The organism is Flavobacterium eburneipallidum (genome assembly GCF_027111355.2).
Lineage (GTDB): Bacteria > Bacteroidota > Bacteroidia > Flavobacteriales > Flavobacteriaceae > Flavobacterium > Flavobacterium eburneipallidum.
This window is the reverse complement of sequence record NZ_CP114291.2, coordinates 843,189-867,455: the sequence shown is the minus strand read 5'-3', so window position 1 is coordinate 867,455 and position 24,267 is coordinate 843,189. Positions and strand designations below refer to the sequence as shown.

Genomic DNA, 24,267 nt, shown 5'->3' with positions numbered 1-24,267 from the left:
TAACTATCTGGATAATTTTACCGCAGATTCGCAGACTTTTAAATTTGTGAATCTGCGGTTTTTTTGTCATTACTTTTCCCAATTATAAATACTACTTTTGATACTTTCGAGTTAAAGTATTTATGCTAAAGAATCTCTTGCTTTTGTGGGCACTCATTTACTTTTCTGGGCTACAGGCACAGGAAGGAAATTCGTTGTACAAAACCAAAAAAATATCCATTTCCCGAGACACGATACATCTAGAAAACAACAGCATCAATTCGAGTAATTTTAAATTACTTGATGTTAATGACAAACCTGTTGATTCTACATTTTACCAAATCAATTTTGCAAAAGGAACATTAATTTTAAGCGAAAATTTGCCCTTTAGTTCGGATTCATTGACGGTTCATTACCTCAAACTTCCCGAGATTTTGACCAAAGAATATCGCATTTACGACGATAGTAAAGTAGTGAGCAACGAGGCCTTATCGGGCAATTTATATAAAATTGAAAGAGAAAATATTCAGAAAAAAAACACTCCTTTTGAAGGTCTCAACACTTCGGGAAGTATTACTCGTGGAGTAACTATTGGCAACAATCAAAATTCGGTTTTAAACTCCAATCTCGATTTACAAATCACAGGAAAATTATCCGAAAAAGTGAGTTTACGAGCTTCTTTACAAGACAGTAATATTCCGTTGCAAGATGGTGGTTATTCGCAAAAACTAGATCAATTTGACAATGTTTTTATGGAACTTTTCAGCGAAAAATGGAATATTCGAGCAGGCGACGTTTTCTTGGAAAACCACAAAAGTCAATTCCTAAATTTCAACAAAAAAGCACAAGGAATCGCCGCTAGTTTCGATTTTGGAGAAGACGACAACAAGACCAATATTTTCGCATCGGCAGCCTTGGTCAGAGGACAATATGCAAGGAGCAATTTTATTGGGCAAGAAGGCAATCAAGGCCCGTATAAATTAATTGGTCAAAGTGGCGAGTTGTATGTATTGGTTATTTCGGGTTCAGAACGGGTTTATGTCAACGGAATTCTTTTAAAACGAGGCGAAAACAACGATTATGTGATAGACTACAATGCTGGTGAAATCATTTTTACGCCGCTTTTTACCGTCACGTCCGAAATGCGAATTGTGGTAGAATACCAATATACCAATCAAAATTACACTCGACTCGTTACTTATGTTGGCGGAACGCACGAAAGCAAAAAATGGAGTTTTGGCAGTTATTTGTATTCTGAAAATGATTTGAAAAACCAGCCTTTACAGCAAAGCCTTTCGACAGAACAAGCGCAAATTTTATCGAATGCTGGTGATAACACAGACTTAATGGTGGCACCATCGGCTTATGTAGATTCGTATTCTGACAACAAAATTTTGTATCAGAAAACGACAATCAATACAGTCGAAATTTTCGAATATTCGAATAATCCAGACGATGTTTTATACAATGTGAGATTCACTCCAGTTGACGCCAACAAAGGAAATTACATCCTGAAAAGCAATGCTGCAATCGGAAGAATTTACGAATACATCGAACCCATAAATGGAATCCCGCAAGGAAATTTCGAACCCGTAATTCAATTAGTTGCTCCTATAAAAACGCAAGTCGCTACATTTTTAGGAAAATACAATCCTAGCGAAAAAACAGCCATTGATTTTGAAATTGGTGTTAGCAATAATGACAAAAACTTATTTTCAACTCAAGACGATTCTAACAATGAAGGCGTGGCGACTAAAATAAATATAAAACAACGCCTTTTTTCCAGAAAATGGAATGTCGATGCGTTTGCGAATTATCAATTTATAGCCAAAAATTTCAGTACTGTAGAACGTTTGTACAGTATTGAATTTAGCCGAGATTGGAATTTAGGAACAACTGCCATTGGCAATCAAAGTTATTTGATTTCAGGATTGCAAATGAGTTTACCCGAAAAAGGCAGTTTGATTTACCAATTCGAAAAACTAGATTTTTCTGAAAATTTTGCGGGGAATCGTCATTTTTTGAATGCTTCTTTTAATTTGAATAATTGGAAGATTCAAAGTTTGGGCAGCTTTCTAAATAGTGAAGCGACAATTTCTTCATCCAAATTCTTGCGGAATCAAACCCAAGTTAAATACCATTTCAAGAAAAATTGGATTGGCAGCAGTTTAAGATTAGAGGACAATCAAGAAAAAAACAAAGCTACCAATCAATTTTCGGCTTTAAGCCAAAGATTTACAGAATACGGATTTTTTGCGGGTCGTGGCGATAGCACCAAAGTTTTTGTGGAATTGGGTTATTATAAAAGAGCGAATGACAGCCTGCAAAACGGTATGATTCAACGGGTAAACAATTCTCAAACCTTTGCTTTACGGTCGAAATTAATTCAAACCAACAAAAGTGATTTGTCTGTTTTTGCGAATTACCGCGTATTGGATTTTGTAGATCCAAGTAAAAAAAATGAACCTTCGTTGAATTCTAGGGCGATATACAACGATCGATTTTTTAATCAATTGATACAATCGACGACGGTTTTCGAAACCAATTCGGGTTCGATTCCGCAACAAGAATTCACTTATTTAGAAGTAGCCGTCGGACAAGGCGTTTATACTTGGAACGACTACAATGGTAACGGAATTCAGGAATTAGAAGAGTTTGAAGTAGCGCCATTTATTGACCAAGCGAAATACATTAGAGTTTATTTGCCCAATCGAATTTACATCAAAACCCATCAGAATAAATTTTCACAATCCATTACTTTAAATCCCAATCAGTGGCAAAATGAAACTGGATTCAAAAAAGCACTCTCTTATTTTTATAACCAATCTTCGTATCTCATAGATCGAAAAGTGGAAAACAAAGGCGATAATTTCGATTTGAATCCGTTTAGCAAATCGGACGAAAATGTGCTGGGATTGAATTCTAGTTTCAGGAACAGTTTGTTCTTCAATCGAGGCAAACAATTGCATTCTGTAACTTATACTTATGTGCAAAATAATGCTAAAAATTTACTTTCTATTGGTTCGCAAGATGCCAAAAACAGTTCGCACCAAATGCAGTACAATCATTTGTACCAAAAAAGTTGGTTGTTCGGTTGGTTTGCCAAAACCATTCAAACGGATTTGACATCCGAAAATTATCCCGAGAAAAATTATGCGATAAAAGGCTATCAATTGGCTCCAAAAATCAGCTATTTGTTTTCAAAAAGCACGAGTTGGGATTTGTTTTATGAATTTCAAAACAAGGAAAATCAAATTGGATCTTTAGAAACTTTACAACAAAGCCGGTTTGGAACTTCGTTTAGTTACGCAGGAGAAAAGAAAATCACGATGAATGGCGAAGTTTCTTTTTACCAAAACAAATATGTGGGCAATGAATTTTCGTCCGTGGGTTTTCAAATGCTGGAAGGATTACAAACAGGAGAAAATATAACTTGGCGATTGTTGGTTCAAAAAAACTTAACGAGTTTTCTGGACATCAATCTCAATTATCAAGGACGAAAAAGCGAAACCAACCCAACCATTCATACCGGAAGTGTTCAATTGAGAGCTTATTTTTAAAATATTCTTGGTATAAAAATATTTGTAATCTTAAATTTATTATTTTTATTATTCAAAAACTTAAAATCAATACATTATGAAAAAACTAATTTTATTATGTTTCCTATTCGTTTATTCCTCTACTTTTTATGCCCAAGAAACAAAGGCTAAAACGACTACTGAAAAAAAAGCAACCAAAAAGAAATCAGCTTATGATTACGACAAAGACGTTACTGTAAAAAAGGAAGCGGTTAAAAAAGAAGCCAAAGCAACAGAAAAGAAAGTAACAGACAAAAAAGAAGCTGTAAAAAAAGACGCCAAAGCAACCGAAAAGAAAGTAGCTGACAAAAAAGAAGCCATCGTAAAAGACACCAAAAAGAAAATTGCCAAAGCACCAACATTAAAAGAATCTACCGAAAAAGCACCTAAAAAAGCGGATAAAATCACAGGAGAATACAAAGGAAAAAAAGTATATACGGGTCCAAAAGGTGGGAAATATTACATCAATAAAAACGGAAATAAAACCTATATTCAGGATTAAATTTAATTCCAAAAAACGAAGCTGTCTATTTTAGACAGCTTTTTTTTATGATGTAATTTAATACTAACGTAATAATTTGAAAATACGTAAGAGGAGTATTTTTTATAACTTCACAAACAAAAGCATACTACTCTTATTTTTGAATAAATGGATAAAAACAATAATAAAACCATCTTAATTACACCATTAAATTGGGGATTGGGTCACGCCACACGTTGCATTCCCATTATTAAAGAATTACAAGAAAACGATTATACTCCAATTATAGCTTCAGATGGTATTGCATTGGAATTATTGCGAAAAGAGTTCCCTTACTTACAAACCCTTGAATTGCCTTCATACCAAATAGAATACCCCAAAAATGGTAAAAACTTCAAATGGAAATTATTGCAGAACTGCCCCAAAATGATTGAAGCCGTTTTAGAAGAAAGAAAAATAGTTAAAAAATGGATTAAAAAACACCATATTGACGGCATCATTTCTGATAACAGATTAGGCGTTTTTAGCACTAAAGTACCCTCGGTATTTATCACACACCAATTGAATGTGATGTCAGGAAGCACCACCTGGATTACTAGTAAACTACATCAATCTATCATTAAGAAATATACAGAATGCTGGATACCTGATTTTGAAAAATCACCCAACTTATCCGGAAAATTAGGTCATCTCGAAAATGCAAATTTCAAAATAAAATACATTGGGCCTTTGAGCCGAATGCACAAAAAAGATATTCCAAAACAATACGACTTGATGATTATTCTATCTGGTCCAGAACCGCAACGAGGATTACTTGAAGAAAAACTAAAAAAGGAAATCATTCATTATAATGGAAAGGTAGTTTTCATAAAAGGCATTGTCGAAAAGGAGCAAAAAAAAGAAGAAATAGACCATGTAACTTTTTACAACTTCATGAATTCACGCCAGTTAGAACAAACTTTTAACGAAAGCGAAAATATCTTATGCAGATCAGGCTACACTACCATCATGGATTTGGCAAAACTGAATAAAAAAACTTTTTTGATCCCTACTCCAGGGCAATACGAACAAGAATATTTAGCCAAAAAATTAAAAAATGAAGGACTGGCTCCTTATGCCAAACAAGAACATTTCAAGATAAAAAATCTTCAAGAAATTGGGGTTTACAAAGGGCTTTCGTTAACCGAAAAAACATTAGATTGGAAGAAATTATTTAGTGTATTCGAAAAATAAAAACCCAGAATCAGCATACTTCCAATTCGGGGTTTTTCTAGTCTTGAAAAAATTGTTATTCCTCTATAGTTGGAGGTAAAATAGTGTTATCTTCAAATTTTTCGTGTTTGATGATTTTGGCATTAACCATAAAATAAACATACTCGGCAATATTCGAGCAATGTTCTGAAATGCGCTCCAAATGCTTTAAAACAATTACAAGATTAGTCCCAGAAACCACTACTTTCGAATTGGTTTTCATTTCGCTGATAATACCGTGAATGGCTTCGTCGCACTTGTTTTTGATATTTTTGTTCAAAACCAATATCTCTCCAATAGCATTTTGGTCACGAGACAAAAAACACTCATTTGTTTTTGTATTTATTAATTCAACTTGTTTAGCTAATTCAGCAATACTAAACTTGGTAATCAAATCATGTTTGTCCTTAATGCTCTTGGTTTTTTTGATGATACTAATGGATAAATCTCCAATACGCTCAATTTCGTTACTGATTTGCATTGCCGACATGATAAAGCGCAAATCAGACGCTACAGGCTGCTGTAAGGCAAAAATACTTTGACAAATTTCGTCGATTTTTACATCTAATTTATCTATTTTTTGTTCAGTTTTCTTAACATCTTTCACTTCCGAAAAAGGTTCTGAAAGTAATGCGTTTACTGATTCGCTTACCTGAACTTCGGCTAGCAAACCTATTTTTACGATTACATTTTTAAGTTTTTCTAATTCCATTTCAAAGTGTGTCATCTTACAATTTTTAGTTTAAAAAGATTAATCAGTTAACTGTTTAATCGTTTAACTGTTTAATCGGTTAAACAAATAAACGATTAAACAACTATCCAAATCTTCCTGTGATATAATCCTCGGTTTGTTTTTTCTCTGGTTTGGTAAAAATAGTGTTTGTTTTACCCATTTCAATCAATTCACCCATATAAAAAAACGCAGTATGGTCGCTGGTTCTCGCAGCCTGTTGCATATTATGTGTTACAATTATAATAGTATATTGCTCTTTCAATTGATGAACCAATTCTTCAATTTTTGAAGTCGAAATAGGATCCAAAGCACTCGCTGGCTCATCCATCAAAATAATATCTGGGCTTACCGCCAATGTTCTTGCAATACACAAACGTTGCTGCTGACCTCCCGATAATCCCAAAGCAGAATCATCTAATCTATCTTTGAATTCATCCCAAATAGCGGCTTGTCGCAAAGATCTCTCTACAATTTCGTCCAATTGGGTTTTGTCTTTCAATCCATTGATTCTTGGTCCATAAGCCACATTTTCATAAATGGATTTCGGAAACGGATTCGATTTTTGAAAAACCATTCCAATCTTTTTTCTGATATTCACCACATCAACGTTTTTATCGTAAATATCAATTCCTTCGACCAGCATTTCCCCTGTGATTTTCACACTCGGAATCAAGTCATTCATTCGGTTGATACATCTCAAAAAAGTAGATTTCCCACAACCCGAAGGCCCAATCAAGGCGGTAACTTTATTAGCTGGAATTTGCATCGAAATTTCTTTTAATGCTTTCTTTTCGCCGTAGTATAATGACAAATCATTAACCTGTATTTTTATATCTTTCATTTTATTTCTTTATTTGATAAAAGGTGTGACTCCAAAATCTGAAATGCTTCGCCAGTTCGCTGACGCTCGGGTCAAAATTCGTTAATCAAAAATCTCTATTTTGCTTTTCTTCTAATTCTGGAACGGATAACAACTGCAACTAAATTTAACGACAACGTAAGAATCAACAATACTAGAGTAGTCGCAAATTGAATAGGCATTGTTTTTTCCACATCCGAAGATTGGGTTGACATGATATAAACGTGATACCCCAAATTCATAAATTGGTCACTCAAAGAACCTGGTAAAGTGGCTAGATAATAAGCTGCTCCTGTAAACAATATCGGTGCTACTTCTCCTGCTCCTCTACTCACAGCAAGTATTGTTCCTGTCATAATTCCCGAAATAGAACCTGGAAAAACAACTTTTTTTATGGTTTGCCATTTCGTTGCTCCTAATGCTAAACTGGCTTCTCTTAATTCTCTCGGAATGGTTTTCAAAGCCTCTTCTACCGAAACGATAATCACGGGAAGCGTTAATAAAGCCATGGTTAAACTCGCCCACAAAATATTAGGCTGTCCCCAATGCAATTCGCCCCCATTAAAAGCTGAATCCATTCCGCTGCCCACAAACTGGATAAAAAAACCCAATCCAAAAAGTCCAAAAATAATAGAAGGAACTACTGCTAAAGTTCGAATTGAAAAACGAACTGCTGCTGCAAATTTTGATTTTTCATGAGCATATTCTGTTAGATAAATTGCCGTAACTGTCCCGAATGGAACTGCAGCAATCGACATAACAATAACCAAAATAAAAGTACCAATCAAAGCAGGAAAAATTCCTCCTTTAGTCATTCCATCCGTTGGAAAAGAACTGATAAATTCCCATGAAAACTTATCACGACCTTGGTAAATGATAATTCCCAAGATGACAAACAAGATGGCAATAATCAAAAAAACTGCCAGTTGAGTAATTCCTACAACTGCTTTTTCTTTAATCTCTTTGCCTTTATGATTATTCGCTTTAGAAAACGGATTTTCTACTATATCAATTGTATTTTCCATACTTATTTACCTTGGAATTTTTTGATTAATCTTCCCTTAACATAAAATTCTGCCACAGCATTTAATATGAAAGAGAAAATGAAAAGCAACGAACCTATAAAAAACAGCACACTATAATGAGTTTCTCCAAAAACAGTTTCGGCCATTTCAGATCCAATAGTTGCGGCAAAAGTTCGTACACTTTCAAACGGATTTGCCGATAATAAAGCGGCGTTTCCTGTTGCCATCAATGCAATCATGGTTTCACCAAAAACACGACCTACACCCAAAAGCAAGGCTGCAAAAATACCTGGAGTTGCTGCTGGCAAAATCACCGAAAAAGCGGTTTGTGCTTTGCTGGCTCCTAATGCTAAACTGGCTTCGGTATAGGTTTTTGGAACTGCCGAAAGGGCATCTTCAGAAATGGTATAAATAATTGGAATAGCTGCCAATGCCATGGCAACACCACCAATAAAAGCATTCAATCGAGAATCATAACCAAAAATATCTTGGAAAAAAGTAGCCAAAACCATCATCGCAAAAAATCCGATTACTACTGATGGAAAAGCTGCTAGCATTTCGATAATCGGTTTGATGATTTCTTTTCTTCTATTGGATGCAAAACAAGAAGTGTAAACGGCTGCCAGTATTGCCAATGGTCCAGCAATTAGCATAGCGATAATTGTTACTTTTAAAGTTCCAATAAGTAAAGCTAACAATCCGAATCGTGGATTATCTGAAACAGGAACCCATTCTGTAGTGAAAAAAGTACTCCAAGTTTTGTCGGCTCCTTCTTTGTTTTCAAGGGCTTTTTCAGTTACAAGAGTTTCATCTGTTGTTGCTCCAGGATTCAAATCTTCGGTTACTGTTCCGTAAGATTCAGGCTCGGTCGATTCTTCTGTCGCTACATTCAAATCCTCTGTAGGCTCTCCGTAAGTTTCTGGCTCTAAACTTTCGGTTGAAGTTCCATAAGTTTCGGGTTGGCTTTCTTCAGAAGTTTCGCTTCCGTAGGTTTCTACTGCTGTTGTTGTGGTTTGTATTTCTGAATTCTCTTTCGCTTTTTGGTTGGTACTAAACAACGGTAAAGACTCTTTGAAAACAAAAATGAATATTAAAAAAATAATAGCAATAGAGAGAAAAGCTACTGTTGAAATAATTTTCTCGGCCAAAAATTCAGAAAGCCGAAATTGTTTTTTTAAACTTTCTTTGGTAAAAGTTTGTTCTTTTGGAAGTGGAGAATTCATTTAATGGATTTAAGAATTCATAAAAAAAATCCCTCCCTAAATGAAGAGAGGGATTTTTATATTTTTTTATTTTACTGGAAAATAACCTACGGCTGCAATCATTTTTTGACCTTCTGGACTCAAAATCCAATCGATAAAAGCTTTAGTTTCGCCAGTTGGTTTTGATTTCAAATACATGAATAAGTATCTTGAAATTGGGTATGTTTTGTTTTTGATGGTTGCTTCTGTTGGCAAAATTCCTTTACTTTTAGCATCCTTTTTTACTTTACAATCTTTCACACCTTCTGCATAAGCTGCACCACCGTAACCAATGCTATATTTATCTTTTTTTACTGCATTTACAATTGCTGCAGTTCCTGGCAAAGTTTGGCAAGATGGAGAAAAATCTGTTTTCACCACGTGTTCTTTGAAGAATTCAAAGGTCCCTGAACTGCTTTCTCTTCCGTATAATTGAATTTTTGCATCAGCTCCTCCTACTTGTTTCCAGTTGGTTATTTTACCTGAAAAAATATCTCCGATTTGCGCTACTGTCAATTCCGAAACAGAATTTCCTTTGTTTAAGAAAACAGACAAACCATCTTTAGCACAAGCAATTGCAACACCAGGTTTATTGTATTTTGCCTTTAATTTTTCTACTTCTGTTGGCTTTATTGGACGGCTTGAATTAGCAATTTCTGTAGAACCGTTTATTAATGCAGCAAGACCCACTCCTGATCCTCCACCAGTAACCTGAATAGTTGTTCCAGGGTGTTTTTTCATATAAGCTTCTGCCCACTGTTGTGACAAAATCACCATGGTATCCGAACCTTTGATTGTTATTTTACTCAAAGTAGTAAACGAATACCCAATAGTCATCACGACTACTAAAAGGGCTGCAATTCTTAATTTAGTTGTATTCATTTTTGATTTTAGTTTTAATTTTTGACAAATGTATAGCCGCAAGGTTAAGCCTGTGTTAAGTCAGCATTATTCAATCTTTACTATTTGAGTAATTTTTACAATTACTTTACAATGAAGAATTATTAAGTTAATTTTATTGAGCAAAAAAAAGAGGTTAATTCACGAAATAACCTCTTTGTATTTATTCAATAGAATTTAAAAATTAATTTGCGCCTGTAATCGTAATAAATTACCACGCTGTCTGTTATTTTTTAGTGCGCTATCTTCAAAAGTTCGATCAGCAACAACCCATTCAGCTACAAGTTCAAATGCCTTGAACGGTTGCCATTCTATACCGAATTCATAATCTCTTACGATATAACTTCTAGCATCTTTTTCAAATTTCTTTCCACCATCGTAATACTGAAATTTGGCAAAAGGATAGATAAAATGATGTTTGGCCAAATTTACATCCCATTTGTAATTTAAAGTAACATAACCACCTTCTAAACTAGAAACATCAACGGTATTAGTTACTTTATCATAACGAGGTCCTCTTCCAATATTATATTCTGTTTGAATACCAAATGGTTTTGGATACAATATAAAACTAGCTCCTACTCTTTGATCAAGTGTATTTATTTTATTTGGAGTGGTTACCCCTGTAGATAATTCACTTGTAAAAGCCCATTTTCCAGTATAAGCTTGCAATCCTGGCTCAATTATTTGATTTCCTATAACAAAAGGATAAGTTATTCTAGAAACTACATGAAGATTCCTATTTCCTTCTGTTTTATTAGCGGTTTGACCATTATAGGCTCCAAATGCAAACACACCATAATCTCCCGAACCTTTGTAACCGTCTTTTATAAGCATAACATAACGTTCTCTTACTTCGGCTGGTGCCCAATAAAAGAATGCTCCTAAATCGCGTTCATTAACCACAGCACTATTCATCGCATCGTTACGATCTAATGTCAAACGATTTTGGCTCGATTGCATATTCTCAAAACCATAAGGCACTTTACTTTGTCCGATTCTTACTCTAAATTCTTTTTTCTTATCGAATGATATATCAGCATAAGCATCTCTTAGTTGTGCAAAATGATTGACACCTGATGCTGGAGAACTAGCAAAATCAGGTTGAATATAAATATATACATTAGGATGAACTTGTCCCGAAAAAACGATACGAGCTCGTCTTATAAAAAAACCATTGTTTGATTTTGCGTCTGGAGCTGTAGAAGTTGTACCCCAGGACTTATCACATTGATCACAAGAAACTTTGTCGTTTGTAGAAAATAATCCGTTGTAACGAACTTGAACATATCCTCTTATAGAAAGCTTATTATACCAAGATTCTTTTTCAGCTTTCTCTTTATCTAGTTTTTCTTTTAGGATTAATTGATCTTTTTCTACTTGTTTGCTTTTGTTAGCAGAATTGATAGAGTCTAAAATACGGACTACTTCTTTTTTTATTTCGTCTTTCTTTACCTCTTGTGCATTTACTGAAAGAGAAGCAGTCAGCAAACTTGCAAATAAAAATTTTTTCATTTTTGTTTTATGATTTATTTTTTTGCAAAGGTGCTACTGCTATGTTAAGCTAATGTTAACAAAATATTATGTTGACAATAAATTAATGTTGAATTAAAACTGAATTAACTTACCTAAAATATAAACCGCTGATTACAGACGAATTAATATAATACCTATTTTTCAAATGTTAATTAATCTTTTGTTTGTGAATTAATTTTAGGTTTAGGTAATGTAAATGAAAATTCAGAACCAATCCCGTATTCGCTCTCTACATATATCTTTTCTTTATGCGCTTCGATAATATGCTTTACGATGGCGAGTCCTAATCCAGAGCCACCTTCAGTTCTTGAACCGCTTTTATCCACACGATAAAAACGTTCAAATACTCTCGGAAGATTTTGCTTTTCAATTCCTTCTCCATTATCGGTTACTCGAATTAAAACTTTCCTTTTGGTCAAGTTGACGATACTAATCTCGGTCAATCCACCTTCTTTACCGTATTTTATTGAATTGACAATTAAATTTTCGATAACTTGTTGAATGCGATCTTTATCGCCTTTTACATAAACAGGTTGGATTTTTTTATTTTCGAATGCAAGGCTAATTTTCTTTTCATTGGCTTTCATTTCTAATAAATCAAAAATATTTTGAACCAATTCGACAATATCAAATTCCGAAAATTCTAAATTCAAATCTCCTACTTCCAATTTGGTAATCATATCCAAATCTTCAACGATGTAGATCAATCTTTCTACTCCTTTTTCGGCTCTTTTTAAATATTTTTTTCGAATAACTTTGTCATCCATTGCACCATCTAGTAGTGTGGAAATATAACCTTGAACAGTAAATAAAGGAGTTTTTAATTCATGTGAAACGTTACCTAGAAATTCTCTTCGGTATTCTTCTCGAACTTTAAACATTTCGATTTCGAGTTTTTTGCCCGTAGCATACTTTTTCATTTCTTGGGTCAAAGTTTCCATATCTGTCGTTATAGGCTGATTGATAAAGGAACTGGATTCTAAAAGAGAAACATCATCGTAGATTTTTTTGACTCTACGGTAAATAAAGCGTTCTACTCTGTACTGAACAACAATAAATGAAAAGGCATAAATAAAGATAAGAAAAACACCTCCAAAAAGAAAGATTCTTTTTGGGGTGTATTGAAACACCATAGTCGCTAATAACATAACGAAAATAGTAGCAAAAAGACTAATGTATAAAGCCGATACTACGGCAAATTTGTAGGTTTTTTTGAAGCTAATCTTCATGTTTAGAAATTGGATGTTTCAGGCAAATTTAGCAATAAAATTATACTTCAAATTTATAACCAATTCCTTTTATGGTCTTGAATAAATCTTCACCAATTTTTTCACGTAATTTTCGAATATGAACATCTATAGTCCTACCGCCCACAACCACTTCATTACCCCAAACTTTGTCTAAAATTTCGTCACGTTTAAATACTTTTCCAGGTTTTGAAGCCAATAAATAGAAGAGTTCAAATTCTTTTCGAGGCAATGCAATAACTACATCATCTTTTATGATTTTATACTCTTCACGATTAATTTCGATTCCGCCTACATTCAGTGTCTCGCTACTTATCTCTTGTTCTTTCAAACGTCGTAATAATGCTTTTACTTTACTTACTAATAATTTAGGTTTAATCGGCTTGGTAATATAATCATCAGCACCAGCATCAAACCCTGCTACTTGCGAGTAATCTTCACTTCTAGCCGTAAGAAAAGTGATGATTACATTATTAAGTTCAGGGATTTTTCGAATATTTTCGCAAGCCTCCATTCCGTCCATTTCAGGCATCATCACATCCATGATAATAAGATCAGGCAATTCTTTTTTAGCTTTCAAAATAGCTTCTTTACCGTTAGAAGCAGTAACAATTTGATAGCCTTCTTGAGTAAGATTATAGCCTACAATTTCCAAGATATCCGGTTCATCATCCACTAATAAAATCTTTGTATTTCGTTTTTTCATAGTAACGGTAATGCTAAATTTGTGTTTGTGAACGTAAATGTAAAACAAAACCACTTATAGTATTGAAACAAAATTAATAAGTTAACGATTTGGTAATATATCAAAAACAAAAAAATAACATTGAAGAAACAAAAAGCCTTAAATAGTTAATTTTACGCTAAAAAATGCACGATAACGCAATTTTATTCGGTTTGGTATATCTTTTGAAATGTTTTTTTAATATCTTTACTTTTTCTAAACAGAAATAATGACAAAAAACTACTTTTATATTGCCACTTTACTGGTTTTTTTCTTTACTTTTAGCCTTTCGGCTCAAGAGACAAAGTCACAATCCAAAACTCAAGATAACACTTCTATTGAAGGGTTAAACTTGTATCCAAACCCTGTGAGCAATGGAAAAGTATATATTACCTCAAAAAACGATTCCGACAAAAACATCCTTATTTTTGATGTTTTAGGCAAAAAAGTTCTTCAAACCACCATCAGCTCTAGAGAGTTAAGCGTTTCTAATCTATCTCCAGGCGTTTACATCATCAAGATAAATGAAGGTGAAGCAACTGCTACTAGAAAGCTTATCGTAAAATAAGTTATTCTTACCTTTTTCCTTAATTTAATGTTTTTTTTACATTGATTTTTTCCTACAAGGAAAAACTATTGCTATATTTGTAAAGAATCTAAAACATTTAATTATGAAAAAACTTTACACTTTATCTTTTATTTTACTGGCTTCTTTATCTTTTGGACAAGTAACAGACACTTTTACTGGAACAGGATTATTGAGTGCAAATGGATGGACTGTTCATAGCGGAACAACACCACTATCAATAGCATCAGGTTCATTAACATATTCTGGACTAACCCCTACAGGAAACAAAGTTGCTTTGATTGCGGGAAATAGCGAAGATGCAAATAAAAGCATAGGAACAGCTATTACAACAGCTGCATATTATTCTACAGTATTAAATGTACCAAACACTACATTATTATCTACTACCGGAGATTATTCAATGTCATTTGGAGGAACTACTGGCGCTAGTGTAACTGCATTAGTCGGAAGATTAACATTAAAAACAGGAACAACTGCAAACACTTTCAACATTGGAATTGTAAACAATAGCGGAACAGGAACAGCTGCTACTTTTTTACCTACAGATTATCCAGTTGGAACGCCTGTTTTTGTTGTTGTTAAATATAACCGCACTAACAACACTGCTGACTTATTTGTAAACCCTACTTTAGATAACACCACTGAACCAACACCAGCTCTAACTAACGCATCTGGAGCAGGAGCAGCCCCAGCTTCAATCGCAAGTATTTGCATCAGACAATCTGGAAGTGCAACATTGGCCGGAACTGGCAATGTTGAGTTTGATGATGTAAGAGCTGGCAGCACTTGGGCTTATGTTACTACATCTGCCCTTGTTTTATCAGTTAAACAAAACGAAATCGCTGGATTAAGCATCTATCCTAACCCAGTTTCTAAAGGAACTTTATACATTACATCTAGCAGTAGCACAGCAAAATCTGTTGTATTATTCGATGTATTAGGAAAGCAAGTTTTAAAAACTTCTACTACAAACAACAGCATTAATGTTAGTGGTTTAAAAAACGGAGTTTACATCATCAAAATTACTGAAGATGGAAAAACCGAAACCAAGAAATTAATCATTAAATAGTTAATCTTTTTTTTTAAAAGAAACTAACACAAACAAAAAAGCAGCAAAATATTTTGCTGCTTTTTTTATTCTGAAGTTTTTGAAAAAAATCAAATTGTCCTAAAATTAAAAAAGCCATCCCTAAAAGGGAAAGCTTTCCATTGGTCTAACTACTAAACCGAGCCACGAGTTACAAAGTCGTAGCGAAAACAACACAACTATTTTAAATGCTTTATATCGGAAAAAAAAGCGATTCATTTCTGAATCGCTTTCCCAATATTCGCGGTCTGGACGGGACTCGAACCCGCGACCCCATGCGTGACAGGCATGTATTCTAACCAACTGAACTACCAAACCTACTGCGTTATTGCGGTGGCAAAGATACACTAGATTTTCGTTTTTACAAGTGTTTTTTGAAAAAATATTTCATCTTTTTTTTAATCGTTACCCAAAGTTTTGTTTTTCAACTAAATAAGCAGTTAAAATTTTTTCAAAATTTTCTCCAACACTAACCGGAATGTACTTAATTTTGTTCTGCGTGCAGGTTTGCTCTATTTTTTTGAAATAATTATTGATTCCTTTTTCATATTCCTGCTTTACATTTTCGGCAAAAAGATTTACTTCATCACCAGTCTCCACATCGATAAACTTTCTTGGAGCATTATCAAAATCAAATTTTAACTCAGTTTTATTATCAATAACATGAAACAAAACTACTTTGTTCTTATTGTGTCGTAAGTGTTGCAAAGCATCAAACAGAGCTTGTTCATTGCTTGATTGAAACATATCTGTAAACAAAATTATCATCGAACGTCGATGAATCTTTTCGGCTATTTGGTGCAGGAAAGTTATTGTATCGGTGTTCTTTTGTAATTTGGGTTTTTCCAAAATATTTTCAAGCGCATTCAAAATCATTCGATGATGGCGATCACTTCCTTTGTCGGGAGCAAAATATTCATAGGTATTCGAAAATACACTCAAGCCTACGGCATCACGCTGCTTTTTTAGAATATTCATCAAAACTGCCGAAGCTAGAACAGAAAATCCAATCTTGTTTTGAAAAAAGTGTTGCTTGTCTTGCAATTTTGGATAATGCATCGACGACGAATTATCGATGATGATGTGACAACGCAAATTGGTGTCTTCTTCAAATTTCTTGGTATATAATCGATCTGTTTTAGCAAATAATTTCCAATCGATGTGCTTTGTACTTTCTCCCAAATTATACACTTTGTGTTCAGCAAATTCAGCAGAAAAACCATGAAATGGACTTTTGTGCATACCTGAAATAAATCCTTCTACAATTTGGTTTGCCAACATTTCAAGATGCTGAAAACTGGAAATTTTATCTAATTGTGATTCTATCTTCATAACTCAAATGTATTAAAAGATTGAATGATTAAAAATTAAAAGATAAATTACTTAAATCTAAACCTTTTTGAAAACAAAAAAGGCTTGACTTTCGCCAAACCTTTCTATATAAATCATAATCTTACAGATTACAATAATGCGTCTAAACTATCAGAATAAGTTTGTTTAGGAGCAACTCCAACTTGTTTTCCTACTACTTCTCCGTTATGAAAAACTAATACCGTTGGGATGTTTCTCACTCCGTATTTTGCAGCAAACTCTTGATTTGCGTCAACATCTACTTTTCCAACAACTACTTTTCCAGCATATTCTTCACTAATTTGATCAATGATTGGACCTACCATTCTACATGGACCACACCATGCTGCCCAAAAATCCACCATTACTGGTTGTGTTGCTTTCAAAACTACTTCTTCAAAAGTAGCATCTGTTATTGCTAATGCCATAATATATCTATTTAAAAGTTTAAAGTTTGTTTTTTACTGTTTCAAACTAGAGTACAAATTTAGAAATTAAAAACAAATCAAACGCCATTTGTGAATTAGTTTTAATTATGAATGTATTATTATTTGCTATTTTTAATATTATTAACAGTCATCAACTAATTAAAAATATTCTTAATGACCCTGTAGAACCCTGTTGGAAAAAGAAGCAAATGAAGTGCTGTTAATCCTAAAAATTCTGGGCGGTTTGTTGAAATTAAAATTAGTGTCGCAATAGGAAGAAAAACTTGGTAAAAGACATTCATTACAATGTCAAAATTAGGGCTGGTGTATTTTATTATGATTATTTCTAGGTCGGTTTTTTTAATGCGGTAAAGCATATAAATTATATAAAGCAGGAGTGCTATGTATAAATACTGGTTTCCAATTGCGTACATTAACCATAAAAATGCGATTAATTCAATGGTGATAATTAACAATCCAGTAGCTATGGTAGTTCTTCTTCCCATTCGTTGCACAATGGTATATAAGCCACTGCGCACATCATTATCTAGGTCATGGAATTGATGCCAAAGAATGCCCCGCAAACCAAAGGATAATGACCAAGCGGCTATAGCCAATATTTCAATAGTAGATAATTGATGATGAGAATAATGAGAAACAAAAGTGACTGCGAATAATGTGGGTAGCATTTGTGAACCTGACGCATCGGCAAATAGACCAAGCACTCCTCTTTTTTTTAGACGAAATGGTGGCACAGAATACAACGTAAATGAAACGTAGGATAGTACGTAAAAAGCAAGTGCAAAATTGTTTTCTCTTAAAAACCAACAAAATGACAGTGCTAAACAGATGGGAATTGACAAGATGAAAAACTGTTTCACTCGACTGTGTTTAGCCATATTGTTGTTTTTACCTGCAATAGCATCTTCTTTTATATCAGTGATATCGTTCAGTATTGATACATATATCGCACCAACTACGAGTGCTGCTATGATAAATAGCACACTGCAAACTACTGTTGATAATTTTAAATTAGTATCAGATAAAATAATAAAATAGGGTATTACTAAAATGGGAGGAAATTTATATTCCCACCACTCTGTAGCGCGTATTATTTTTATAAGATTCGTCATTTTAGTCGCAACAAATGTTTAATCACTCTTTTTACTTTAACACTCGTTTCATAGACTATTACTTTAAAGATTCCAGTTTTGTTAAATAAAATTGCAGTATAACCACTTTTTATCCCTTTTAAATATTGTTTTTTATGCCATATTTGAAAGTAAGCATATTTCAAGTAATTATCAGAAAGATTGGTACGCATTTCCTTTTTTTCCTTGGTGGTCAAATATTTTCGGAATCTATCGTAAAGTAAATTAAGATCGTGAGTCCAAAGATCCTTCATTAGGTCATACATCTCTCTTCCATCGTATATATTAAATCCATCTACTTTTTTTCGCCATAAAATATCTCTTGTAAAAGCTGCTTTTCTGGGTTTTGTATAGATAATATCCATAAGTAAGCACCAGTCGTCGGCAATTTTCAATCCTGAAGACCAGTTGGAACGTAACGAAGATTTTTTGAATAGTAATGAAGACGAAGGTGAAGGACAACCACTCAAATATATTTTTCTCAATTCTTTGTCATCCAAAATAATTGTATTCTCGGTCGTTGCATTAAGGTGGTTTTCGAGAACTTTACAGATACTAAAACGATCGATGAATTCACCGTTTTTCATATCTTGCATCCAATTTGTAAAGACAAAATCTAAATCATGTTCTTTAATTAAATTAACACAAGTTTTTAGAAAATCAGGCTCCCAAGTATCATCAGAATCTAATGTAGCTACATAATGTCCTCTTGCATAAATATAACCTTCATTTCTTGCCATTGCCTGACCAGAATTTTTATGCAGTTTTATGTAAGTCACTTGTGGATACTTTGCCATAAGCGCATCGGTTTGATCAGTTGATCCATCATCCGCTACAATCAGTTGCACATGTGGATAAGTTTGATTGAGAACACTAATAATTGCATCTTCAACAATATGAGCACGATTGTATGTTGGAATAATAACTGAAACCAACTGTGAATCTTGATTTATAATGCGATTTATTTCATCTGCTAGATTTTGCTCGGGTAACTCTGGCATATATTTTTTTAATTTTTCAAATCCTGCGAGCCCAATAGTTGGCCAATCCTCACGTGCTTGCCAAGCACGCTCCAAGGCTTGTTCAAAATCAATAGTATTGGGTTGTCCTATAAAACCTGTTACACTATCTACAATAAGCTCGGCACTACCGCCTGCATCTGACACTATAGCTGTTTTACCTAAAGCCATTGCTTCAAGTAGTACTAGTGGCATTCCTTCAAATCGAGAGGGCAATACTAGCGCATGGTAATTTTCCCATAACTTTTCTATGTCATATTGTGGGTCTAAAAACTCAACATTATTGGCTCCCAATAATGATGCAAGATCCATAAGTGCTGCTTTGTCAGGTCCTTGCCCAAAGAATGACACTTTTATAGGTCTTTCTTTCCATTTTTCCTGTGCCATTATTCTTATCAAGATATCCTGCCCTTTGTCTATTAATAAGAAACGACCAATACAGGCTAGTTGATAACCTTGATCAGTACTTGGAAAATTTTGTGGTTTTCGTTCAATTTTTATGGGATTTGGTATAACTTGAGCATTACGTAATCTTATGCCAAATTGTTCTTCGGTTAGCGTAAGATTGTGTTTGCTAACAAAGAAAGCTTTTTCAGCATTGATATACACATTTCTCATTCCAACTCGATCAAGGTGGTGAGGCCAAAAAGAATCAACTGCTTTTTGAGAAATAAGAATATAAGGAATATTTCTTAAAAGACAGGTATAAGCCAGTCCTAAACCATCAAAATTTATGCCTTGCGAAATTACAACAAGCGAAAATTTTTCATTATCAAGCATAGCCTCAAGGGTATCTTCTGAATGTTTAGAATTGGGCTGTAGTGAGAAAGGATTTAATTCATGTAAATTAACTCCTATTGATTTGAGTTTTTTAAATTCAATGTGCTCAAAATTGATTTTATCTTTACATACTGCAATACTATAGCCATAATTGATGAGATAAGGTAACATTCTTGCCCATAATTCTTCGCTTCCGCCCCAATCTCCTTCGCTACAAGTTACAATTAAAATTTTTTTACTTTCAGCCATAATATTACAAGTTATAATTCTGAATCACTTTCATAAAGTGAAGCATATTTTCCTTTTAGTTTAATAAGTTCTTCGTGAGTACCTGATTCGGTAATTCCTTTGTTTGAAAGTACATATATAAAGTCCGCTTGTTTAATTGTAGATAAACGATGACTAATGACTAATGCCGATCTATTTCCTATTCTAGAGCGAAATGATTTAAACAATTCTGCTTCGGCTATTGCATCAAGAGCACTGGTGGCTTCGTCTAAAATAACAAGATCAGAGTCGCCGTAAAATGCTCTTGCAATAGCAATTTTTTGCCATTGTCCAATACTTATTTCATGACCATCATCAAATAATTTACCCAGAACAGTATCATATTTATTAGGGAAATCATCAATAAAATTAGCCGCTCCAGCATTAATGGCAGCTTTGGTTATAGCCTCATAGGATGGCTCGTGGTGAATGTTTCCGAACCAAATATTTTCATTTACAGTTAAATTGTATTTTACAAAATCCTGAAAAACAACACTTATTTTTTTTCTGTATTGAGAAGAACTATAGTTTTTAATATCATGTCCGCCAAAAAATATGGCTCCTTGTGTAGGTTCATAAAGCTTACACATCAATTTAATTAATGTAGTTTTACCTGCTCCGTTCAAACCTACTAGAGCAACAATTTTTCCAGCTGGTATTTTGAGTGAAACATTTTGAATTGCAAATTCTTTACTAGACGGATATTGAAATGAAACATTGTCAATTATCAATTCTCCATTTTCTTCTTCTTCGTTAAACGATTCTAAAGATGTCCTGTTTTCTACTGATGGCTCCAAATCAAAAAGTTTAAAGATATTGGAAACATACATATTGTTGTGATACAAATTAGTAATAGCCGACACAAGAGCTTGCATAATGGTGTAGGATTGTGGGAAGATAACGAGAAAAACTGCTACATCTCCTACGCTAGTTTTACCACTTAATGTTCCGAAAAGAATATAAGTTGTAACACTAAAGAAGGCGGTTGTTGCCATACCCGTAGTCATCAATTCATTAATAGTTCTTTTGCGACTTAATGCCAGTTGCTCATCAATCAATGAATCTTTAATCTTTATATATTTTGAAAAAATATAATCACCTAATAAGAATGTACGCATCTCTTTGGCAAATGTGTCAACAGTAATCAATGAGCTCAAATAATAAGCTTGTCGCTCTAATCCAGTATTTTTAAGATATAGTTGAAAGTCTTTATTAGAGAAAAATATTTTACTAATTAAAATTGGTAAGACAAAAAGTGTTAGTAATGGAAGCAACAACCAATCTATAGATATTAAAATATAGCTTACCGATGCCATCATAATAGCATTTTTTGCCATATCAAATACGCAACTAACAACTGCATAAGGCTTGTCCATCCCTGCTTCGCGAGCTCTTTTTAAAACATCAAGATATTCTGGATTTTCATAAAAACTATAATCAAGAGAAAGTGTATGTGCGTGTATTTTTCTATCTACAAAATGATTCACTTTAGTAGATTGTAATTCGCTAAAGTATCCAGAAATACTTCTTACACAAGCATAACCTACAGAGATTGCACCAGCAATTATTACCGTATTTACTAGTTCTTCTCCTTTTTCTGTGTAACCAGCTTTTGATACAATATCTACGAGACGCTTTAACATGTATATGGAACCAAGCCATAACACATTTTCAAGTACAAGAAGAAATAAGGTAAGAATAGTTAACTTTTTTGAGACTGACCAAGTTAACAGAATGGCTCTTTTGATATTCGCTTTAACGAGTACTTTTTGTATCTTTTTTTTAATCATTTATGTTTTGTTTACAGGCTTTGGGGCTAAAATTTTAATAGACAATCTGTTTCAAAAATAAAATTACTCAATTTGTACTAACCCATAGTTTTAAATCTTCTAAAGGCTTAAATACTCGTTAAAGAATCAATTTAAAGAACAAGAGCTATACTTCACTTTCAAGGTATAATGAGAATGATTGTCGAATAATAGATTGCATTTAAAAATAATTTCTCAATAAAAAACGACTCTCTTTTGTAAATATACTGCTTTAGAATTTAATTTGCAAAGCCTTGCAAAAACAAAAACAATTTGATAACAGCCAACCCATGAATGTTATTCATTAGTTTTAATTAATTTACTACATTTGTAAGTGTTATTTTGACACTTGAATAAAAATATCCAAAAAAACAATAAACAAAATACATTAAAATGAAATATATCGTTTGTGAAAAACCACAAGAGTTTTTGATCAAAGAAAAAGAAATGCCTGTTCGAAAAGAAGGCGAAGTATTGTTGAAAATTCGAAAAATTGGAGTTTGCGGTACTGATATTCATGCTTTTGGAGGAACTCAACCTTTTTTTGAATATCCTAGAATTTTAGGGCACGAATTAGCAGCAGAATACATTGAAGGTGAAGCTCCTGGATTCAAAAAAGGCGACAAAGTAACTTTTATTCCTTATTTTCACTGCGGAAAATGTATCGCTTGTACCAATGGTTTGACTAATTGTTGTGCTAATATCAAAGTTTTCGGCGTACATATTGATGGCGGAATGGCAGAATACATTAGCGTTCCTGAACAATATTTACTGCACGGACAAGGATTAGATTACGACCAATTAGCACTAGTAGAACCTCTGGCTATTGCAGCACACGGAGTTCGCAGAGCAGCTGTGACTGCAAAAGATACCGTTCTAGTTATGGGAGTTGGACCAATTGGAATTGGATTAATCAATTTTGCAAAAATAGCTGGTGCGAAAGTAATAGCGATGGATATTAATCAATACCGATTGAATTTCTGTAAAGAGGAATTGGGTGCGGATGAAATTATCAATCCAATGACGGAAGACGTAGTCGAAAAACTAAAGGAATACACCAACGGAAATATGCCTACAGTTGTCATTGACGCTACAGGAAATAGAAATGTCATGAATAGCGCTTTCAATTATATTTCACACGGTGGACGTTTCGTATTGGTAGGATTGCAAAAAGGAGAATTAGCCTTTAGTCATCCTGAATTTCACAAACGCGAATCGACATTGATGAGTAGTAGAAATGCCACTACCGAAGATTTCGAATACGTAATCGAATGCTTGAAAGCGGGTAAAATAGACCCAAGCAAATACATTACTCACAGAGCAAATTTTGAAGATATGATTGGCGAATTCGGCAAATGGATTGACCCAAAAAATAATGTTATCAAGGCACTTATTGAATTAGACTAATAACTAACTAACCCAAAAAAGACAAAATGGATTTAGGATTAAAAGGAAAAATTATAGTGGTTTCGGGTTCTGCAGGAAAAGCAGGAAGTATTGGAGAAACCATCATCAACAGACTGGCAGACGAAGGAGCAATTCCTGTTTTGGTCGATAGAAATGACCGTGGACACGAATATGTTGCCAATCTTCAAAAAAGAGGAATCGATGCTTTTTTTGCACAAACCAATGTTACTGACCCTGTTCAAATAGAAAATGCAGTACAAAAAATAGTGGCTAAATACGGAAGAATTGATGCCGTTATTAATAATGTTGGTGTAAACGATGGCGCAGGTCTTGACGCTTCTTACGAGGAATTTATGGAATCGCTAAAACTAAATGTGGTTAGCTATTTCTTGTTGACCAAATACGCATTGCCATATCTAAAAGAATCCAAAGGAAATATATTAAATGTTGGTTCTAAAGTAGCCTTAACTGGTCAAGGAGGAACTTCTGGTTATGCTGCTGCCAAAGGCGGTGTTTTAGGCTTAACCAGAGAATGGGCGGTCGATTTGATTCAATATGGAATCCGTTCGAATGCGTTAATCATTGCCGAAAGTTATACTCCAGCCTACGAAGATTGGATTAAAACCTTGGCTGATGGCGAAGCGACTTTGGCAAAAATCAACAAAAGTATTCCGTTTGAAGCTAGAATGACTAAAACGGTAGAACTTGCTGACACGGTTCTTTTCATCATTTCCGAACGTTCTTCACACACTACAGGGCAATTTGTTTTTGTAGATGGTGGATATGTTCATTTGGATCGTTCTTTAATTAATGATTTAGGTTAAAAA

At 33.8% G+C, this 24,267-nt stretch carries 19 protein-coding genes, 1 tRNA gene and 1 pseudogene; 7 read left to right on the top strand and 14 right to left on the bottom strand.

From position 1 onward, the window contains the following. The first annotated feature begins 122 nt into the window (after nucleotides 1-122). From OZP15_RS03675 to OZP15_RS03665, 3 genes are all read left to right on the top strand, one after another. On the top strand, nucleotides 123-3,539 hold the full coding sequence (locus OZP15_RS03675; RefSeq protein WP_281337040.1) for a DUF8818 domain-containing protein: 3,417 nt from the start codon (nucleotides 123-125) through the stop codon (nucleotides 3,537-3,539). A gap of 76 nt (nucleotides 3,540-3,615) precedes the next feature. Further along, on the top strand, nucleotides 3,616-4,059 hold the full coding sequence (locus OZP15_RS03670) for a hypothetical protein (RefSeq protein ID WP_281337039.1): 444 nt from the start codon (nucleotides 3,616-3,618) through the stop codon (nucleotides 4,057-4,059). Nucleotides 4,060-4,206: 147 nt separating this feature from the next. Beyond that, nucleotides 4,207-5,271, top strand: coding sequence for a glycosyltransferase (locus OZP15_RS03665; protein ID WP_281337038.1), 1,065 nt, complete (start codon nucleotides 4,207-4,209; stop codon nucleotides 5,269-5,271). Nucleotides 5,272-5,326: 55 nt separating this feature from the next. Here the strand turns inward: OZP15_RS03665 and phoU are convergent, their stop codons facing one another. The 8 genes from phoU to OZP15_RS03625 all read right to left on the bottom strand — a co-directional run bounded on the left by phoU (nucleotide 5,327) and on the right by OZP15_RS03625 (nucleotide 13,536). Next, nucleotides 5,327-6,016, bottom strand: coding sequence for a phosphate signaling complex protein PhoU (gene phoU / locus OZP15_RS03660; RefSeq protein WP_269227119.1), 690 nt, complete (start codon nucleotides 6,014-6,016; stop codon nucleotides 5,327-5,329). Between the two features lie 88 nt (nucleotides 6,017-6,104). Next, on the bottom strand, nucleotides 6,105-6,863 hold the full coding sequence (gene pstB, locus OZP15_RS03655) for a phosphate ABC transporter ATP-binding protein PstB (protein ID WP_281337037.1): 759 nt from the start codon (nucleotides 6,861-6,863) through the stop codon (nucleotides 6,105-6,107). A gap of 95 nt (nucleotides 6,864-6,958) precedes the next feature. Beyond that, on the bottom strand, nucleotides 6,959-7,906 hold the full coding sequence (gene pstA / locus OZP15_RS03650) for a phosphate ABC transporter permease PstA (protein WP_269227118.1): 948 nt from the start codon (nucleotides 7,904-7,906) through the stop codon (nucleotides 6,959-6,961). Nucleotides 7,907-7,908: 2 nt separating this feature from the next. Next, nucleotides 7,909-9,129, bottom strand: coding sequence for a phosphate ABC transporter permease subunit PstC (gene pstC, locus OZP15_RS03645; RefSeq protein WP_269227117.1), 1,221 nt, complete (start codon nucleotides 9,127-9,129; stop codon nucleotides 7,909-7,911). A gap of 66 nt (nucleotides 9,130-9,195) precedes the next feature. Beyond that, a complete protein-coding gene (locus OZP15_RS03640; protein WP_269227116.1) occupies nucleotides 9,196-10,029 on the bottom strand; it encodes a PstS family phosphate ABC transporter substrate-binding protein in 834 nt (277 codons plus the stop codon). A 195-nt stretch (nucleotides 10,030-10,224) separates the two neighbouring features. Further along, a complete protein-coding gene (locus tag OZP15_RS03635) occupies nucleotides 10,225-11,562 on the bottom strand; it encodes a porin (protein WP_281337036.1) in 1,338 nt (445 codons plus the stop codon). Nucleotides 11,563-11,735: 173 nt separating this feature from the next. Beyond that, nucleotides 11,736-12,812 (bottom strand): sensor histidine kinase, encoded by a 1,077-nt coding sequence (locus tag OZP15_RS03630; protein WP_269227114.1) that lies wholly within the window; start codon nucleotides 12,810-12,812, stop codon nucleotides 11,736-11,738. Nucleotides 12,813-12,852: 40 nt separating this feature from the next. Continuing rightward, complete coding sequence (locus OZP15_RS03625) at nucleotides 12,853-13,536, bottom strand: response regulator transcription factor (protein WP_269227113.1); 684 nt, start codon at nucleotides 13,534-13,536, stop codon at nucleotides 12,853-12,855. A 247-nt stretch (nucleotides 13,537-13,783) separates the two neighbouring features. On the opposite strand from OZP15_RS03625, the gene OZP15_RS03620 reads away from it, so the two are divergent. Continuing rightward, nucleotides 13,784-14,122, top strand: a complete 339-nt coding sequence (locus tag OZP15_RS03620; RefSeq protein ID WP_281337035.1) for a T9SS type A sorting domain-containing protein — start codon at nucleotides 13,784-13,786, stop codon at nucleotides 14,120-14,122. 103 nt (nucleotides 14,123-14,225) lie between these two features. Further along, nucleotides 14,226-15,212 carry a T9SS type A sorting domain-containing protein gene (locus OZP15_RS03615; protein WP_269227112.1) on the top strand — a complete coding sequence of 329 codons (987 nt, stop codon included), beginning with the start codon at nucleotides 14,226-14,228 and terminating at the stop codon, nucleotides 15,210-15,212. A gap of 262 nt (nucleotides 15,213-15,474) precedes the next feature. Here OZP15_RS03615 and OZP15_RS03610 read toward each other — a convergent pair. From OZP15_RS03610 to OZP15_RS03585, 6 genes and pseudogenes are all read right to left on the bottom strand, one after another. Further along, nucleotides 15,475-15,548: transfer RNA gene (locus OZP15_RS03610), tRNA-Asp, on the bottom strand. Nucleotides 15,549-15,635: 87 nt separating this feature from the next. Beyond that, nucleotides 15,636-16,562, bottom strand: coding sequence for a DUF58 domain-containing protein (locus OZP15_RS03605; RefSeq protein WP_281337034.1), 927 nt, complete (start codon nucleotides 16,560-16,562; stop codon nucleotides 15,636-15,638). A gap of 128 nt (nucleotides 16,563-16,690) precedes the next feature. Beyond that, a pseudogene (gene trxA, locus OZP15_RS03600) lies at nucleotides 16,691-17,017 on the bottom strand (thioredoxin); the annotation flags it as partial. A gap of 146 nt (nucleotides 17,018-17,163) precedes the next feature. Further along, the gene (locus OZP15_RS03595) at nucleotides 17,164-18,141 is read right to left on the bottom strand and encodes a UbiA family prenyltransferase (protein ID WP_281337033.1); all 978 of its coding nucleotides are present in this window, start codon (nucleotides 18,139-18,141) and stop codon (nucleotides 17,164-17,166) included. Then, nucleotides 18,138-20,207: a glycosyltransferase gene (locus tag OZP15_RS03590; RefSeq protein WP_281337032.1), complete on the bottom strand. Its 2,070-nt coding sequence runs from the start codon at nucleotides 20,205-20,207 to the stop codon at nucleotides 18,138-18,140. The genes OZP15_RS03595 and OZP15_RS03590 overlap by 4 nt, the downstream gene beginning before the upstream one ends. Before the next feature lie 11 nt (nucleotides 20,208-20,218). Further along, the gene (locus OZP15_RS03585) at nucleotides 20,219-21,868 is read right to left on the bottom strand and encodes an ABC transporter ATP-binding protein (protein WP_281337031.1); all 1,650 of its coding nucleotides are present in this window, start codon (nucleotides 21,866-21,868) and stop codon (nucleotides 20,219-20,221) included. A 558-nt stretch (nucleotides 21,869-22,426) separates the two neighbouring features. Between OZP15_RS03585 and OZP15_RS03580 the strand changes: the two genes are divergently transcribed. Beyond that, on the top strand, nucleotides 22,427-23,440 hold the full coding sequence (locus OZP15_RS03580) for a zinc-binding alcohol dehydrogenase family protein (protein WP_281337030.1): 1,014 nt from the start codon (nucleotides 22,427-22,429) through the stop codon (nucleotides 23,438-23,440). 26 nt (nucleotides 23,441-23,466) lie between these two features. Further along, nucleotides 23,467-24,264, top strand: a complete 798-nt coding sequence (locus OZP15_RS03575; protein WP_269227104.1) for an SDR family oxidoreductase — start codon at nucleotides 23,467-23,469, stop codon at nucleotides 24,262-24,264. Nucleotides 24,265-24,267 lie beyond the last annotated feature (3 nt).

Bases quoted from the DNA above. Each gene is read 5' to 3' on its own strand.
- OZP15_RS03630 (WP_269227114.1), bottom strand. From the start codon at position 12,812: ATGAAGATTAGCTTCAAAAAAACCTACAAATTTGCCGTAGTATCGGCT.
- pstA (WP_269227118.1), bottom strand. From the start codon at position 7,906: ATGGAAAATACAATTGATATAGTAGAAAATCCGTTTTCTAAAGCGAAT.
- OZP15_RS03605 (WP_281337034.1), bottom strand. From the start codon at position 16,562: ATGAAGATAGAATCACAATTAGATAAAATTTCCAGTTTTCAGCATCTT.
- OZP15_RS03670 (WP_281337039.1), top strand. From the start codon at position 3,616: ATGAAAAAACTAATTTTATTATGTTTCCTATTCGTTTATTCCTCTACT.
- OZP15_RS03640 (WP_269227116.1), bottom strand. From the start codon at position 10,029: ATGAATACAACTAAATTAAGAATTGCAGCCCTTTTAGTAGTCGTGATG.
- pstB (WP_281337037.1), bottom strand. From the start codon at position 6,863: ATGAAAGATATAAAAATACAGGTTAATGATTTGTCATTATACTACGGC.
- OZP15_RS03635 (WP_281337036.1), bottom strand. From the start codon at position 11,562: ATGAAAAAATTTTTATTTGCAAGTTTGCTGACTGCTTCTCTTTCAGTA.
- OZP15_RS03615 (WP_269227112.1), top strand. From the start codon at position 14,226: ATGAAAAAACTTTACACTTTATCTTTTATTTTACTGGCTTCTTTATCT.
- OZP15_RS03675 (WP_281337040.1), top strand. From the start codon at position 123: ATGCTAAAGAATCTCTTGCTTTTGTGGGCACTCATTTACTTTTCTGGG.
- OZP15_RS03575 (WP_269227104.1), top strand. From the start codon at position 23,467: ATGGATTTAGGATTAAAAGGAAAAATTATAGTGGTTTCGGGTTCTGCA.
- OZP15_RS03590 (WP_281337032.1), bottom strand. From the start codon at position 20,207: ATGGCTGAAAGTAAAAAAATTTTAATTGTAACTTGTAGCGAAGGAGAT.
- OZP15_RS03580 (WP_281337030.1), top strand. From the start codon at position 22,427: ATGAAATATATCGTTTGTGAAAAACCACAAGAGTTTTTGATCAAAGAA.
- OZP15_RS03620 (WP_281337035.1), top strand. From the start codon at position 13,784: ATGACAAAAAACTACTTTTATATTGCCACTTTACTGGTTTTTTTCTTT.
- OZP15_RS03625 (WP_269227113.1), bottom strand. From the start codon at position 13,536: ATGAAAAAACGAAATACAAAGATTTTATTAGTGGATGATGAACCGGAT.
- phoU (WP_269227119.1), bottom strand. From the start codon at position 6,016: ATGACACACTTTGAAATGGAATTAGAAAAACTTAAAAATGTAATCGTA.
- OZP15_RS03585 (WP_281337031.1), bottom strand. From the start codon at position 21,868: ATGTTAAAGCGTCTCGTAGATATTGTATCAAAAGCTGGTTACACAGAA.
- pstC (WP_269227117.1), bottom strand. From the start codon at position 9,129: ATGAATTCTCCACTTCCAAAAGAACAAACTTTTACCAAAGAAAGTTTA.
- OZP15_RS03665 (WP_281337038.1), top strand. From the start codon at position 4,207: ATGGATAAAAACAATAATAAAACCATCTTAATTACACCATTAAATTGG.
- OZP15_RS03595 (WP_281337033.1), bottom strand. From the start codon at position 18,141: ATGACGAATCTTATAAAAATAATACGCGCTACAGAGTGGTGGGAATAT.